This window comes from Paenibacillus sp. 1781tsa1, from assembly GCF_024159265.1.
Classification (GTDB): domain Bacteria; phylum Bacillota; class Bacilli; order Paenibacillales; family Paenibacillaceae; genus Paenibacillus.
Genome location: NZ_JAMYWY010000001.1, coordinates 949,285 through 965,048, shown reverse-complemented (window position 1 = coordinate 965,048; position 15,764 = coordinate 949,285). Strand labels below are relative to the sequence as shown.

Annotated in this window: 17 protein-coding genes; 3 read left to right on the top strand and 14 right to left on the bottom strand. The window is 43.6% G+C overall.

The annotated features are described in order from the left end of the window. Positions 1-18: 18 nt before the first annotated feature. The 4 genes from NKT06_RS04360 to NKT06_RS04345 all read right to left on the bottom strand — a co-directional run bounded on the left by NKT06_RS04360 (position 19) and on the right by NKT06_RS04345 (position 3,522). On the bottom strand, positions 19-1,167 hold the full coding sequence (locus tag NKT06_RS04360; protein ID WP_253430406.1) for a S1C family serine protease: 1,149 nt from the start codon (positions 1,165-1,167) through the stop codon (positions 19-21). Positions 1,168-1,181: 14 nt separating this feature from the next. Beyond that, entirely contained in the window at positions 1,182-2,309 is a 1,128-nt protein-coding gene (locus NKT06_RS04355) for an FxLYD domain-containing protein (protein ID WP_253430403.1), read from the bottom strand. A gap of 561 nt (positions 2,310-2,870) precedes the next feature. Next, complete coding sequence (locus tag NKT06_RS04350; RefSeq protein ID WP_253430401.1) at positions 2,871-3,047, bottom strand: hypothetical protein; 177 nt, start codon at positions 3,045-3,047, stop codon at positions 2,871-2,873. A 58-nt stretch (positions 3,048-3,105) separates the two neighbouring features. Then, on the bottom strand, positions 3,106-3,522 hold the full coding sequence (locus NKT06_RS04345; RefSeq protein WP_253442374.1) for a VOC family protein: 417 nt from the start codon (positions 3,520-3,522) through the stop codon (positions 3,106-3,108). A gap of 278 nt (positions 3,523-3,800) precedes the next feature. On the opposite strand from NKT06_RS04345, the gene NKT06_RS04340 reads away from it, so the two are divergent. Beyond that, complete coding sequence (locus tag NKT06_RS04340; RefSeq protein ID WP_253430398.1) at positions 3,801-4,571, top strand: class I SAM-dependent methyltransferase; 771 nt, start codon at positions 3,801-3,803, stop codon at positions 4,569-4,571. Positions 4,572-4,640: 69 nt separating this feature from the next. On the opposite strand, the gene NKT06_RS04335 is transcribed toward NKT06_RS04340, so the two are convergent. From NKT06_RS04335 to pbp4, 3 genes are all read right to left on the bottom strand, one after another. After that, positions 4,641-5,267 carry an HXXEE domain-containing protein gene (locus tag NKT06_RS04335; protein ID WP_253430395.1) on the bottom strand — a complete coding sequence of 209 codons (627 nt, stop codon included), beginning with the start codon at positions 5,265-5,267 and terminating at the stop codon, positions 4,641-4,643. Between the two features lie 24 nt (positions 5,268-5,291). Further along, positions 5,292-5,873: a TetR/AcrR family transcriptional regulator gene (locus NKT06_RS04330; RefSeq protein WP_253430392.1), complete on the bottom strand. Its 582-nt coding sequence runs from the start codon at positions 5,871-5,873 to the stop codon at positions 5,292-5,294. A gap of 329 nt (positions 5,874-6,202) precedes the next feature. After that, entirely contained in the window at positions 6,203-8,293 is a 2,091-nt protein-coding gene (pbp4, locus tag NKT06_RS04325) for a penicillin-binding protein PBP4(5) (protein ID WP_253430387.1), read from the bottom strand. Positions 8,294-8,470: 177 nt separating this feature from the next. Between pbp4 and NKT06_RS04320 the strand changes: the two genes are divergently transcribed. Then, a complete protein-coding gene (locus NKT06_RS04320) occupies positions 8,471-8,875 on the top strand; it encodes a CBS domain-containing protein (RefSeq protein WP_074093601.1) in 405 nt (134 codons plus the stop codon). Positions 8,876-8,975: 100 nt separating this feature from the next. Here NKT06_RS04320 and NKT06_RS04315 read toward each other — a convergent pair whose 3' ends face one another. The 7 genes from NKT06_RS04315 to NKT06_RS04285 form a co-directional block, all read right to left on the bottom strand. Beyond that, on the bottom strand, positions 8,976-9,416 hold the full coding sequence (locus NKT06_RS04315) for a hypothetical protein (protein WP_253430384.1): 441 nt from the start codon (positions 9,414-9,416) through the stop codon (positions 8,976-8,978). Then, entirely contained in the window at positions 9,413-9,862 is a 450-nt protein-coding gene (locus NKT06_RS04310; RefSeq protein ID WP_253430380.1) for a hypothetical protein, read from the bottom strand. Before NKT06_RS04310 ends, NKT06_RS04315 begins: the two co-directional genes overlap by 4 nt. Before the next feature lie 220 nt (positions 9,863-10,082). Continuing rightward, positions 10,083-11,231 carry an effector binding domain-containing protein gene (locus tag NKT06_RS04305; protein WP_253430377.1) on the bottom strand — a complete coding sequence of 383 codons (1,149 nt, stop codon included), beginning with the start codon at positions 11,229-11,231 and terminating at the stop codon, positions 10,083-10,085. A 149-nt stretch (positions 11,232-11,380) separates the two neighbouring features. Continuing rightward, a complete protein-coding gene (locus tag NKT06_RS04300) occupies positions 11,381-12,448 on the bottom strand; it encodes a hypothetical protein (RefSeq protein WP_253430374.1) in 1,068 nt (355 codons plus the stop codon). Continuing rightward, a complete protein-coding gene (locus NKT06_RS04295; protein WP_253430371.1) occupies positions 12,445-13,320 on the bottom strand; it encodes an ABC transporter ATP-binding protein in 876 nt (291 codons plus the stop codon). Before NKT06_RS04295 ends, NKT06_RS04300 begins: the two co-directional genes overlap by 4 nt. Next, positions 13,301-14,149: a hypothetical protein gene (locus NKT06_RS04290; RefSeq protein ID WP_253430367.1), complete on the bottom strand. Its 849-nt coding sequence runs from the start codon at positions 14,147-14,149 to the stop codon at positions 13,301-13,303. Before NKT06_RS04290 ends, NKT06_RS04295 begins: the two co-directional genes overlap by 20 nt. Further along, the gene (locus NKT06_RS04285; protein ID WP_253430364.1) at positions 14,124-14,696 is read right to left on the bottom strand and encodes an RNA polymerase sigma factor; all 573 of its coding nucleotides are present in this window, start codon (positions 14,694-14,696) and stop codon (positions 14,124-14,126) included. Before NKT06_RS04285 ends, NKT06_RS04290 begins: the two co-directional genes overlap by 26 nt. A 241-nt stretch (positions 14,697-14,937) precedes the next feature. Here NKT06_RS04285 and NKT06_RS04280 point away from each other — a divergent pair, with 241 nt between their 5' ends. Continuing rightward, entirely contained in the window at positions 14,938-15,540 is a 603-nt protein-coding gene (locus NKT06_RS04280; protein ID WP_253430361.1) for a hypothetical protein, read from the top strand. Positions 15,541-15,764 lie beyond the last annotated feature (224 nt).

The following is a 15,764-nucleotide window of genomic DNA, read 5'->3' as shown; positions in this document are numbered from 1 at the left end:
TCTCCTTTTTGATTTATTTTATGTTATTTTCTTACCTTTACCATGCAATATTTTCAATTGACCATTCTCAGAAGCAACCTGATAGGTAACCTTATACTTCGTCGTTACATATTCGCCATCTCTGCGTTCATCGGCTGTAATCACTGCAGTCACTTCCATTCCGTCATTGCCCTTGTCTATAGAAGAGACCTCTCCAATCGTCACATAACTGGTATTGAGGTAACCCTCACGAAACTTGGCATAACTTGTGCCGCTCTGCCATTCACTTCCGAGCAACGCATAAGCTGTAACATAGTCACTTAGATTCAGACTGTTGTAAAACTCGGTCACCAGCCCTTCTGCTTCCGCAGAAGCAGAGGTCGATTCCGATCCAATCCCCCCCGCCGTCTGAACCGCCGTTGTGCTGGATGGCTTCTTGGACCAGGCTTGCACCTGCTTCAGCACGCTGGTGATAGGGATACTGAATCCGATCCCGCCCTCCTGTTCCACAACGGCTGAGTTAATACCAAGCACTTCGCCCGTCTCTGCGTTGATTAAAGGTCCACCACTGTTGCCATGGGTAATCGGCGCCGAGATCTGATATAGATTGCTGTAAATGTAAGGCGCAATTTCGAAGCTGCGTCCAACACCGCTGATAATGCCTGTAGTTACCGTGTTCTCTAATCCCAGCGGGCTTCCCAGAGCTAGGATTTCATCTCCAGTCTCGGCTTTAGATTTGGCGATAGCCAGAGGTTTCACCTTTTTCAATTCAGGTACTCGAACGACAGCAATATCTGTTTCTTCCCCGATTCCGATTACGGTTCCTTTATATTTTTCATGGTTCAAAGTCCGAATGGTTACTTCCTTCGCACCCTCTACCACATGCGCATTGGTTACGACATCTCCCAGATCATTGTAGAGAAAGCCAGAGCCCAATCCGTTGCTGCTCTCAATTGTAACTACTTTCTTCTGACTTTCTTCAATTATTTGTTTGCGTGTCTTCTTCACGGGTTGCTTGGAAGCTGTCGTGGCTGCCGCGTTTTCCGTTTCCTTCACGGCAACAACTGCAAGTCTGGGCCCATCCTGCAACTGATCTGCTGAATGCTCGTGTATCCAGAACACGCCTCCTGCTCCAGCCCCAATGATAATGGCACTGGCTATGATCGTACTCCATGTTCGTTTGGCCATTCCAACCTGTCCTCCTATTCGAGATACCACGTTGCATTCACAACAGAGATTTCCGCTTCCTCGTACACACCATAATAATAGGTTTCAAAGAAACCTTCTTCCCCCACATCCAGCCAGCTTGGATACACATCTGCATAAGTTTGGCCCAGGTATACACCGTCTATATCATAAATATCAATCAAAACTGTGACGGAAGAGATTGGACGAGTTGCGTTATTGATTAATGAACCGCTAATATAGAGATCCCCGTACATATCAAGCGTTGCAACAACATTCACGACACTCACTGCCGCCGTTCGATTCATCAAATCTTCTTCTGCAGCCTGTTGCTCTGCCAGTTGAATGCGATCCGCTTCCGCTTTTTCAAATGCCTTTTTTTCACTGAGCACCCGTTCACGATACGAAGTCAGTTTTTCATTTTCCGGCGCATAAGACAACCCCTGGTCGACCGTTTGTAAAGCAGTTGTGAAATTCTTTTGCTTTACTTGCTGTTCCGCCTCTTTATAACTTATGCTTGCGAGCTTGTCGACAATTTGCTTCTCTACCGTTTCAGCTTCCTTACCTTTCAAGTTTGATACGGTATCCAACTTCTCGGCTAGTGCCTCTATTGTTGTCAAACTGTCGATTTCCTTTTTCACCTTCAATACGGCCAGCGTTACCTTTCTGTTATTTAACACGGCACGCACTTTGGAGAAAACAGGTTCTTCCCGCTCCATCAGTGTTTTGGCTACAGCCTGAATGGTCTTATCTCCTGCTGACAGCTTTCCAGTCTTCAGACTTGTCGATGCCTCATCCAACTGATTCATCAAGTTGAACGCCTTCGCCGTAATTTGCCGATCCTGTATTAGTGCATCATAATTCGGTCGTTTCGTTAGAGCACTGTCCAGCAGTTGAAGGGCCTCTTTATATTTCCCCTCTAGTGCAGCCTGTTCCGCCTGTTGATGCAGAGATTTCACCTCCGCATTAATACCCATCTCCTGCTTGTAGTAGAACGTTAGTAAAGCCCCCATCACGGCTGCAAGTAGCAGTGGAATGATCCAACTAAATGCGCGGCCTTGACCGGTGTTGCCCTGTCTGGGTGCAGCCTGTTGCTGCCGGGATAATAATTCGGCTGTTTCCCCTGTTTTTTTATCCAAACCCACGGCTGTTTCCGCCCAGATCTGTTCCTCTGTGGAGCTTGCATCTTTCAGTTTTGTGTTACACTTTCTGCACGTACTATCCCCAGGACTACTTTTGGTCCCACATATGTGACAATACATCTTAATCCCTCCATCAAAAAAGAAACGTATGTATACTTACCTTCTAACTTTCTAACTTTCTAACTTTCTAGTACATGAGCTTATGGCATCTTTCGATACAAAACGTCAACATGAATCGACACTTATCATATAGCAAAAAGGTAAAATACACCATATGTTATCCGGATAAATTCGGTGCGTGTTTCCATAAAGCATAAAGGAGATACCGACACGCGGTATCTCCTCCTGTTCAGCCCTGCTGCCCTGCGCGCACCCGGATGTTGCCCAGTTCGTTGACATTGATCGCAAATGCATTGCCGCCCTGTCCAACCGAAGCTTGGCTGACTGTCTTGCCTGGAATTTCAAACGGCTCTTGTCCACGTCCACCCGGTTAACCTGTTTTGCTTTCTTTCTGCGTGTACTCATTATTCATCCCCCTCCCCACTTCTCTTATCTGCTGCCAGACTAACGTTTGCGAGAAGAACGGCGACCTTTCTGTTTCATGATCTGCACGTTGACTGCATTACTTGCAAGTACTTTCCCTGAGTCGGCATACCCCTTCCCCGTTTGATTAATCTGGATTACGATATATTGCTTTTTACCAATACGATAGCGATAACTTTTCACGTTTGAACGAATCATAATGGATGCAAAAAAACCTTCCTATTATACTAGGAAGGTTCTACTTATTTTCATTTTGTCACGCCGAAGGAAAAGCGCTTAGATCCATATAGGAGACTTCCCACAGATGATCGTCCAGATCCTGAAAACTCCATCCGTACATGAATCCGTGATCCTGCGGTTCGTTGGATGGCTTCGCTCCTGCATCAAGGGCAGCTTGTACAATCGTATCTACCTGATCACGGCTATCTACAGAGAGGGCAACGATGACTTCGGTTGTATCGGCGGCATTGGAGATTTTTTTCGAGATGAAGGATTGGAAACGTTCCTCCACCAGAAGCATGGCATAAATATTCTCCCCAATAATCATACAAGTAGCAGACTCGTCCGTAAAATTGGCGTCAAACTCAAATCCTACTTTGGTAAAAAATTCAACGGATTTCTTCAAATCTTGAACAGGTAAATTGACAAAAATCTGCTTTGCACGAATAGCCACCATGGATCACCTCGAACTCATAGAATAGATTCCACCTCAAAATAACACCTCGCGAATACGCTGTCAATTGAATATAATGAAGACATTCCAACTTGTGAGGTGACACGGATGTTGCTCCGTATTGTTCGAAGTACATAGTTGTCGGGCTGGGTCAAAACGCGTACCAGCTATCAAGGGACACGTCTGTCCATTTGATCCCATTCGACAATTTACAATAGAACGATTCGGCACAACTCTCTTGTCCTGTTCAAACAAACTCACATTGGAGGAATATGAAAATGAAAAACAACATAGATTACGCTGACTTTTATGAACGCGTAGGCCGGACGAATGGCTGGAACTTCAGCTCCATGAACGTTGTCTCGGAGAAGATCGGATGGAATTTCTATGAGGAAGTTGTTCGCCATACACGATCGTCCGATCTGTTACTCGATATTGGAACAGGCGGTGGAGAAGCTGTTCTGTCCATTGCAGAAGAAGCCTTGTTATTGGTGGGAATTGATCTCGCTCAAGGAATGATTGGAATTGCACAACAGAATCTTCTGGCTGCGGAAGCTCATTCCGCGGGAACTCATTCCAATGTACGCTTTCTTCAAATGGACGCAGAAAAACTGGATTTTCCTGATTCTTTCTTTAATGTGGTATCTTCCAGACACTCACGGTTCTCTGCTTCAGAAGTATTCAGGGTACTTACTGAGGGTGGATTTTTTCTAACTCAGCAGGTCAGCGAACACGATAAATCCAACATTTCAGAAGTTTTCGGCCGTGGGCAGAGCCTTGGCATTCAACCTGGTAGTTTGATGGAACGTTACAAGCATGAACTTCACGAAGCTGGATTCCATGACATTCAGTCCCGTGAATATGATGCGATTGAGTATTACTCCACACCTGATGATTTGCTGTTTCTGCTCACCCATGCACCGATTATTCCCGGTTTTGGAGAAACAGCCTCTGACCTTGAGCGATTCCAGCAGTTTGTGGAAACATATCGATGCGATCAAGGCATTCGCACCAACTCGGCCCGTTTTATGTTAACTGCCCGGAAATAAGCAGAAGTCCAAAAATAATAATGTCCAGGGCTATCCCGTCACATGAACTGGGATAGCCCTTTTATACATTTATTTTTTGTTACGGGGAGCTAATTCCCTTGGTGAAAAAATATGGATGGAGTTTTTATTTTTTAGCCACGTATTTCCTTTTACAATGAAGATATAGACTGCGATGGCAAAATAAATCACACCCACGATCCAGTCTGTTACGGTTATTAACTGATACTCATGCACGTAGCGGATATACCAGATCCCAATTGGCAAATGTAGAAATAACGCGGTAAACAACCCTGGGTTATAGATGGTTTTTGCTTTTACGTTCAAGACAAGCCCATGGAAAATAATCTGGAAAAAGCCCATCAAAACAGGAGCCAGCCCCAGCCACACCACCGAAGGGAACATAACAGGGATCAAGTAAAAGAGATAGGCAATAAAAACATTAATTATCATTGCAGACTGTTTATTTAACGGATATCTCTCTGGTGAATCACTTTTAAATAAGACCGTATTAAATACGCCTGGAAAGTAACCCGGCCAACGATACTCTTCAAACTGATGAAGGAGGATCGCTACGAAGCTGAACCATAAAATACTGTTGATCCGCGGAATCGTTTCCCAATCCACTGCAACATAAATACATACAAGAAGTCCAATGACCAATCCTAAGTCCTGCCAATATTTTCGTAACACATTCATTCCATTCACCTCAATTCAAGGGTTTTAATGAAAGTATCTGTCAAAGAGTAAGTCAATTTGTTCCTCTATAGGAACAATCTTCACGGAAGCTCCGGATTCCAGAATCGGGCTCATAAGTGCCGGGAGAAAAAGCGCTCCAAATATCTGTACCGTCATTGTCATCAGTTTCTCGGGCTGTTGTTCGTCCGTTATTTCTTTTAGAACACTCTTAATCTTCAGAAAACCGAGTAAGTTTAAAAAGGCCCCATATTCATGTTGGGATGCGAAAACAGTCTTACCCATAAGGATAATTCTGGAGAGCAACTCTGGATATTCGAGGATAACTTGCAAATAATCCAGTAAAAATCGCTTTAATCTAACTCGTGCTGGTAATGAATGGTCATCAAGTATACCAAAGGTATGCTCAAAGCTGTTCAATATCAACTTAACGGAATCGTTGATCAAGTTTTCTTTGGAACCAAAATAATAATTAACTAATGCAACATTGGTGCTTGAGGCTTCAGCAATTTTTTTTATCGTTATACCTTCAAAACCTTCTCTCTTGGTTAACTCCAGTGTGGCAAGCAAAATCCTCTCTTTGGTCTCCACTTTTTTGTCAGTTTCCATAGTATCCTCCCCGAATCCTTTGTCTGAAATCAGATAAACGATGAGCATGTATTTGATCGTCAATTCATTTTTTAAACAACGATTTAAACGTCATTTAAAATGCGGTTTAAACTTATTATATCCATTATTTCTCTTATTGCAAGTCTGGTTTTGACGTCAATGGCGGACTAAGCGCAGAGTTATTACTGGACAACAAAAAAACTCATACCCTGATTCTGTAGAATGATAGTTGCTACACTATCATTCACAAGGAGAATCAGTCCATGAGTTAATCACATCTCAGTATAATGAATTCTTCAACCCGCTTTTAAATAACTGTAACTGTTGGTTTACTGTTCCGTCAATTTAAGCTTCTCCAAGAACGGCTTCAAGCGATCCACCACATAATGGCTGCCGCCGCGGCCGTTAACTTCCTCAATCACCGCTGCCACCAGAAAAGATGGTGATTCAGTATCAAAGGTGACGAAGAAGCCATTCTCCAGCCCTTGCTGACCCTTCTTCGCTTTCAGTTCTGCCGTGCCGGTCTTACCTGCAAGACTGCCAGCAACAGAGCTCAATGTGTGTGCCGTACCGCCTTGGCGAGATACGACTTCTCTCAAAGCGTCTTTGACCGTATTTGCCACATCCGGTGTAATGATCACCTCGGGGTCAGATGTTTCTTTGCCAACAATCAGAACAGGCTTCACCAGCTTTCCTTCATTCAAAAACGGCGTAAAGGCAGCAGCGAGATGAATTGGCGACATTAACATTTCACCCTGTCCATAGGATGTGTCAGCCAGCAGCACCTCGGAGGAAAGATCTTTGTGAGCCTCATTCGCATATTGACTTGGCTTCAGGTACAGTTCATCCAACCCGAAATTGTCATCAAACCCGAACTTTTGAATCCCGTCGATGAACTTTGCACTGCCCATCTCGGTTGCTTCCATCGCAAAATAAATATTATCGGAATACACCAGAGCATCGACCATATTAACAGGACTCAGACTTTTCACCCGTTTGACGTAATATCCGCCCCAACTGTCGTCCTTACGCCACTGCAAACCGGAAATCTCATGAGTTTTGTCTGCTGTCGTTACCTTCTCCATTAGGCCTGCTGCCGCAGTTATCGCTTTGAAGGTTGATCCTGGTGCATATCGTGTAGTAACTCTATTGATAAAAGGAAGCTTCTCATTCGCCGAGTAAGCATCCCACTCTGCCTGTGTAAGTCCTGTAACCATCTTGTTCGGGTTATAGGAAGGTGCGCTCACCAACGCCAGCAAGTTGCCGTCCGTCGGATTCATCAGAACCATCGCACCGGCGTCTCCACCACTGGACAATGTCTGATACAATTTCTTCTGTTGTTTGGAGCTAATCGTCAGTTGAACATTCTGTCCATCTACAGCATCCTTGCGAATAAGCTCAGAACGGGAGTTACCGGACTCATCCGTAATTTCAATCAAACCACCACGTTCACCACGCAGCTGCTTCTCCATGGACTGCTCCAAACCCGCTTTGCCAATCCAATCCTCTGCGCGATAATAGCCTTCTGTATCCTTATCCAGATCTTCCTTGGTGGCTTTGCGCACGTAACCAATCAGGTGCGCAGCCGCATCACCGAGTGGATAATAACGGATTTCCTTGCTCTGCATCGTAACCCCGCTTAACGATTCTGGCACGTCAAATTCCTCTGTTGAACCAATCGGGACAAAGTACTCCGGCTTCACCCATGTCTGTGCAAGCGCCTTGTGAATGGCATCTTCCGAAACCTGATAATGACTTGCGATTCGGGTAATCATCTGGTCCGGGTTATCACCAAGTTTCTCAGGTACAATGCCCCATTCGTTCATCGTGCCCTTGGTAGCCAGTGGCAAGCCATCACGATCTACAATGTCTCCACGATCCGGGAACAGTGTCCTCACTCGCACCTTACTGCCCTTTACCATGTCATTCAGGATCAGCGATGGCTGCCAGTTAATTTGCCAGTTTTTGCCCCCATCCTCAAGCTCCTGCCGAACCAGTTTCAATGTATGCGTCTCACTGACTTCTCCCAAAAAAGTTGTCAGTTGTAGGTTGTAATCCACCTCATACGTATCCGGGTTTTGTTTCTCTGCATCGGTCTTACTGCCATCGGAAGCCGTTTCGGCAACATCCACAGGCTTAATCTCCGCCTTGACGGTGGATACTTCCATGCCCGAATAGATCGCATTGTATTTTTCAACAAATTGTTCCTTGTTCATGCCGGACTCTTGCAACGAAGCAGACGTCATCAAGGTATACAGCTGGTCAAACTCTTTTTTCTGCAGATGCTCTATGTACTGATTCACGGTAGTCTGGGGCTTGGCTTCTGCTTCTTTGTTATTCTGCATGTATAGATACATTCCGATTCCACCTGCAAATAAGATGGGCAGCAGTCCGTACATTAATTTACGTTTGGATTTCATGGTTACATCACCTCTAATATACACTATAGATTTCCAGCGCCTTTTAAACAATGAAACAAATCTGACGAATTTATCATTAAAAATAGCCGAAAGCTCACATAATATGTTTAAATAAGGATAGTGAGATTACATACTAAAGCTTTTTTGCTATGCAAAAGGCTGAAAAGGAGCCCGATGATGGAAATCAGCTATTTTTTACTCCCCAAAGCCGAAGTGGCCTATATCAAGTCTACCGCTTCCATGAAAGATGCTATTGAGCAATTGGAATCGCACCACTACACCGCCATTCCCGTGATTGACCAGGATGGAAAATATGTTGCTACCCTGTCCGAAGGCGATTTGTTATGGAAAATGCGAAATACACCCGGATTGACTTTTGATACGATGGATCAGGTTCAAGTCCATGAGATTAACAATCGGGTATATAATGAATGTGTATTCATTGAGGCTGAAATGGAGGATATGCTGACACTTGCAGCAGACCAAAATTTTGTGCCTGTGGTGGATGTCGATCGTGTCTTCCTCGGTATTATCCGTCGTAAGGATATTATTGAGTACTATACGCGTAACATTTCGGATTAGATGAAGTCGAACATTCCGTAATAATTGAAAGGGTACTCCTGTGGTCATGTTTGGCCAAACCGGGGTACCCTTTTCGTTGCACGGTATCGTTGGAATCACTTTACTTGCGCTTAGCCCGCTCTTTCTTATAATAACTCAACACGTCCTTCGGGCTGCCCTGGAATGCACGCTCTTTGCCAAACTCATACGCCTGGTGCAAATACGAATATGCCTCGTCATACTGTTCAAGCCTCATGCAAATCATGCCGAGTTCGATCAATGGACTCGTACTTCTATCCGTACTCCGCGTATGTAACGATATCTCAGCCCACGGCTTCGCCAGTTCATATTGCTTCAGATCGATATGTGCATTCGCATGACAGGATGCGATCCAGCTTGCAATCTCCCATTCCATCTTCGGATCGGGCAACATGCTCCATGCCTGATCATAATAGATGAGGGCTTGTTCATGCTGCTGCGTCTCATCCAGTACATTACCGGCTTCTACGGTCTCAATAATTTGTCGCTCCAGTTCGGCATGTTCCGGTGTTAGCTCTTTCATTGCACCGTCTCCTCCTCCAGGACGAAATACCACTCCAGAAAAGCATTGAAATCGGCCCACTGCGGCTTACTCTCGCCATTGAGAAACCGTTCGATGGATTCGCCCAGTTCCACCAGCACCACTTCTCCCGTCCGGCGGTTGTAGAAAAATCCACCTTCACCTTCAAAACTGTCCAGTGGAATATACGCCTCGGGAAGTCCCAGTGTAAGCTGTGCTACATTCATGTCTTCCATATATACGGTGTTCTCCATAAACCAGCAGATCTGATACAACTCCTGATGCCTGCTGTAAAAAGTCGGTCCGTCCTCTGCATGTAAATAAAATTGTGCAAAATCCGACTGAAGATCAATTTCAAGCTTCCGTAATGCTTCTTCGTACGCTGCTGGAACATCTTCATGCCACCAGCCTTGCTCCTGGCAATGATCAATGACTTTATTGGATAACATCGTAGACCTCCTAATTTAATGTTACTCAAAATACCTGTTCAAAAAGATTGGTTTTCAGTACCGAGAAGATGGGATGAAGCTAGAAATGGAGTAGCGGAGCGCAGGAAACCTACGTGAGCAACCACAATGTTTCCGAAGGAAACAACCTTCGTAAGCCTCTCGCTTATTTCGGCTGAATTCCATAGTCGATGCTGATGATGCCATTAGGCATCCTTCGTAATCAAAAGCGGACTTTTTGAACAACTACAGGTATCCAGATTTGGGGAGGTGTGCGGTGACCTTTGTACACTTCAAGTTCCGGAATACCTGCATGCTTATATGTAGTGGAAGGAAACCACTCTGTCATAATATAATGCCACAATCGTTGTATCGCCTCCGGCTCTAATGCATCCGCCTCGAATACAACCCAATGGGACGCGGGCAGTTCTATAGACATCAAACCTTCAGGCACTTCACCTGAGTGAGAGGTAGCAATCCAGTACTCCATTTGATTGTCCTGCAGCTCTCTTTGATCTACACAGATGCCCACCAGACCGGGAATAGCTCCGTTATTGAACCCGTTTAAACGTTCCTCAATCCCATCTGCCAAAGCATCCTGCCACATCTTGGGGATTCCTCTTAAATTCTCACCATCCACACAAGAAAATGTTCGTTTGATTCCCACAAAGGTAAGCGGCTGGTGTTCGATTACATGTTCGTTCACATTCATTCGATGGACTCCTCTCTGAGAGCGATATGGGGCACGGTTCTCCATGACCCATTCATGAAAATATTGGTGGGCGCTGCTGGCATCCGGAGCCGTAAAAAGATACGTTCCCTCCACCTCTCGGCGACTCAACCTGAAATCTGCAAGATCCCGATCCTCTTCTTCATTCAAAACAATTCGATACGTCCCCTCTTCCTCTCGGAAGGCAAGGGAGTGTACATTCGTATGTTGTTTATAATAGCCCAATTGCAAAATGGTTGGTTGCTCTTCTGCCATTTCGCCTGTGAAAACCGGATTGGGAAACTCCTCATCGAAACTGGCTTCATCTGGTGCGATACCTTTATAGAAGCCATTGACTACATTGCCTAGCAGATTCACAATCTGATGTGCGTAGACATATGGAAACTGTATAATCTCATACACATCACGATCCAACTGATGCCATTGCAGATACTCTATGATTTTGGAATATGTAAAGCTAACGGCACTGGAAATTTCTCGATCCAACGGCTGATTGGCAGTAAGACGAGTCAGTTCCATAATACTGTTCACGTATTGCCAGAATAGTCCCTGATCGAAACGTGCCTCCTCATGCAGCATATACAAAAAGGTGCTCTCTTCTGCACCTGCATTTCGCATCAGTATCTGAAGTGCTTGTTCCATATATGATATATACCTCCGATATGTCCTACAGTTACTGTATCAAAAGAGTAGGTAGATTGGAAATAGTGCCAGTATTTCCTGCAAATAAAAAAAGCCCGCAGTAACTGCGAACCTTATTTCTTAAAAAAAGGAATGACTCATAGCTTCACTCAAGAAAACATTTCCCTGCTGTGGAATAAACGATATGTGGCAAGTATAGTCGAAACAGTAATGAAAGCCATCACAACGATATATAAGGTTAAATAAGACATATTCAGTCCAAATAAAGAATAGTTTATTGGTGTCTGATAAAGCCCTGTTACCCGTATCATAGTACTTATTGAAAATTTTTCGACCCAATTTAATGACCCGGAATTTAAATTTAATACGTCAAAGGTCAAGTATGGCAGACCTACTATCACAGTATTCACAATTGTAGCTATAAAGGATGTGGAACTGAGGACAGATACCAACAAAACAATAGATGCAAAGACCAAGCTGCCTGCCATATGAGTAAACAATTGAACTAAATAATATTGAAAAGCAGTAAAAGTATACGGTGAGAACTCATAATCAAAGCTGTAAACATACATGCCCACGCTCTGTATGGAAGTATTCGCCCCAGTCAGATTACCAAACCTTAACCAATATAAAACCAAGTTTACCCCAGTAAATAAAACGACACACATCACAACGTACAATATGGAAGCAATGCATTTTGCTGATACGAGCTTGCTTTTGCCTCTTTTACTGCTACGCAGTAATGATGCTGTACCTAGTACATATTCTTCAGTAAATACTGGAGCCAACCCTAGCAGAACCATAATCATCATAAAAACTACACCGAATTGATCAATGTATTCCAGTAAGTAGCCCCAAGGTTTATTATAATAGATTTCGGATACATTCACTGTTCGCTCCATGACGTTGCCACGATCATCATATCGTGTGCTGTTCTTGATCGTTTCTGGAGAAAAAAACACAATATCGTAAAATGCACCATATTGGTATCTACCTTCGGGACTATCCCAAATGGAATCATATTGATTATGTGCGACTTTTACCTTCTCTGTTGTAACAGGACCTTCATAAGGTTTGTAGAAGGCGGAACCATCCATTATCCCAGGATGCCTCCAAAATGAGTATACGACTAGAAAAACAATCAAAATAGACACTGCTATACCAATGCTTTTACGCGTTATAATTTTATAAAACTCGAATTGAGTTAAACGAATCAAGACTTCGTCTCCTCTCCGAAATAGTGCATATATACATCCTCAAGCCGAGGTGATTCTGGTACAGCTTGCGGTACAGGCTGTTCTTTTGAGAGAATTCGGGCTACGATTCCATCTGACTCATAAGACAGACCACTTACTTTGAAATGAGAGGTAAGATCAGCAAGTTGCTGCGAATTCAATTTCGCTTTCCATACGGTATTTTTCATCCGGCTCATAATCTCTTCCGGAGTATTATGGGCGATGAGCTGCCCTTCATTCATCAGGATCATCTCCTTACATGAGAACTCCAAATCAGAAATGATATGCGTAGATAACATTACAATACGATCTCTTCCCAGCTCACCGATAATGTTACGAAATCGAATGCGCTCTTTGGGGTCCAATCCAGCTGTAGGTTCGTCAAGAATCAAAATTTGTGGATCATTCAGCAAAGCTTGGGCAATTCCCAATCGCTGCTTCATTCCTTCGGAGAATGTGCGGATTTTATGTTGGGCTTGATTTTCAAGGCCCACCATTACTAACGTTTCCTGCACACGTGCTGAAGCTTGATTAATACCAATCCCTTTCAAAGAGCACATATACATGAGAAATTTGTAAGCACTGAATCGGTTATAAAATCCAAATCGTTGCGGCATGTAGCCCAACAAACTTCGATAACGTTCTCCCATGTTTTGGATAGGCCGCCCGTTCAACAAAATTTGTCCAGATGTGGGTTTGGAAATGTCTACAATCATGCGAAGCAATGTTGTCTTCCCTGCTCCATTCGGTCCAAGGAGGCCATAAACACCACCACTGGATAGTTCCAGTGAGACTTCTTTTACCGCCAACTTGTTCCTGTATTTCTTAGATACGTTATCCATGGTCAGTATCAAAGGAGTAACCTCTTTCTGTCTTTAATGTATATTTCCTTGCCATCTCATAGATCTGACTGATTAATAGTAGAACTCCGCATAGAGCCATCGCTATAACTACTGCGGGCTGAATTGATTGAAGTAGAGTCTTCAATTCCGGATTACTTAGTACAAGCCAAACCAGTGCGAACCATACAATTAGAAAGATACTGACGGCTGTCCCGCCTCTGACACGCATTGCGAGCCATAGACTTGTACCTGCTGCGATCATAAGCTGTGTATACGCAAGACCGATAGCACTCCATGATAAGGAAACACCTGTTTCGCTTGATATAAGTAAATTAAGCAAAAAAACAAACGCCATATTCCCAGTGAGCACTACGATTAGACGGGTAAGCATCAGTTGCTGTGCCGTAATTTTGCAGGTCAGTTCAATTTCCATTAATCCTTGATCTCGACCTTTGAAAACTTCTAGTAAACCAAGTACAAATGGGACAGGAACTATAAAGAGTACACTCATGTACGGGTCTGTCGTACTGTGGGTACCTAGCCAATAGCCGAACAACAAGAGCATTGAACAGACTAACCAGTAAGATTTGTGGAAGACAGCAACCTCACTATAAACTAACTGGAACAATTCCTTAACTGAATTCCCAGATGATGTTTGTTTTAGGTAAGCATTCCTGTGATCTAACATATATGTATCCAGTATTCTAATTGTCTTGTCAATCTCCATCTCGGATGGAAATTCGACCGGATACTCATCCAGATATGAAGCTATTTCGTTGTACTCTTCTATTTCCAACTCTGCTACAAGATTCGATTCATCTCCGTTTCCTCTGCTTTTCATCCCGTTCACCTCCGATAATAATCTCCTTTAATTTCGTTATCCCCAATCGAATGCGTGACTTCACGGTAGATTCATTGGTTCCCGTAAGCTCAGCAACTTCCCTTATTTTCAATCCATTGTAATAGTTTAGAATGACTGCGTCTCGCTGGTGATCAGGCAAACTTAATACTGCCCGCCTGACTTGCTCGTTCTGATATCGCTTATGAAAAATATTCCAAACAATCTGTTGTTCACTGGCAGGGAACGCATCCTCAGTTAATTCACTCTCTCTTTGTTGCTGCTTAAATTCCCGCCCACGATAATAATCTCTACAATGGTTCACTGCAATCTTCAGTAGCCAGTGACTGAATTGTCCTGTGTTCTGATACTTGTTCAGGGAATTCATCATTTTTACAAATACCTCTTGTGTGAGATCATAAGCAGTATGGTACTCTCCAGTTTTCCGGTAAACATAAGCAAATATCGACTTATAATGCCGTTTCACCAGTACTTCCATTGCAGCTCGGCTACCTTCACGAATCTCTTGAATAAGCTCTTCATCATTCAACGCTCCCTCACCCCCTCTACAAACAATTAACGAAATTTGGATTGTAAAAGATCAAAAATATAGAAGTATATTTTTTTGAATATAACAAAATCTCAAAAAAAGAGGTATTAATACGCTTACTCTAATCCAAATTTTCTCAGGAGTGTATGAACCACTGGCTCCATCTTCCATTTCCTTATTATGGTGCAACTTTCTCTTCACTCGTTCGTCTAACTACTGACCAACACCGAAGGAGATGACTATGCGAATATCTTGCAGCCCCGGTTTTCCTGGAAGCATGATCGGATCAATTGATCTTCAGCCATCGAAGTATTACAGCCCACCTTCCATGAACAGTAAGATCACTGATCATGTTGACCCCGAACTCATTACCATTCCCTATGAGGAAGATCCGAATTTCGGATCACACTTTGACGCCTTGAAGGTCATGAACGGAACTTATAAAGATGAAATGCATGTGAGCTATGATGTGGAATTTACAATTGATGTAGATAAGAAAGGTTATATTACGCAATTTGAACATACGTTCCAGCTGGAACGTTATCTGGATCTGATTCGCACACAGTCCTATAAAGTAATCAAGACAAACTGGCGTGGACAAACATTTCATGTGATGACATACAGTTACCTGGAGGAAGTCATTTATCCGAAGAATGTTCTGTTTAAATGTAACCTCGCAGAAGACGTGTTTGTTGTAGCTGAACTTGTCTCCAATCGCTCCGATGGAAACGCATCTGAGCACAGTATCAGAGATCTTCACTTCCGTGCATTAATCTCAGCACGAGATGATCTGTATCCATTAGATTATATGTGTGAGCCTGATTTCGACCTGAGTCTCGACTAACCAAGTAGATACATATGTAGAAAGAGCATAAGCTGCCCCGAATCAGCGGGGGACCCGTGCTCTTTTTTTTCACAAAATGAATCACCAATGTCACTTATTTAAACGTCCTTGCTTGGCATTATGCTCTCCATACCTGCCTCTAAGCAAAATCAGAAAACCAGCTTGGGAATTCTACATTCGATTTCCCAAGCTGGTTTGTTTGTTATGAGAACTGATTCTAGTAT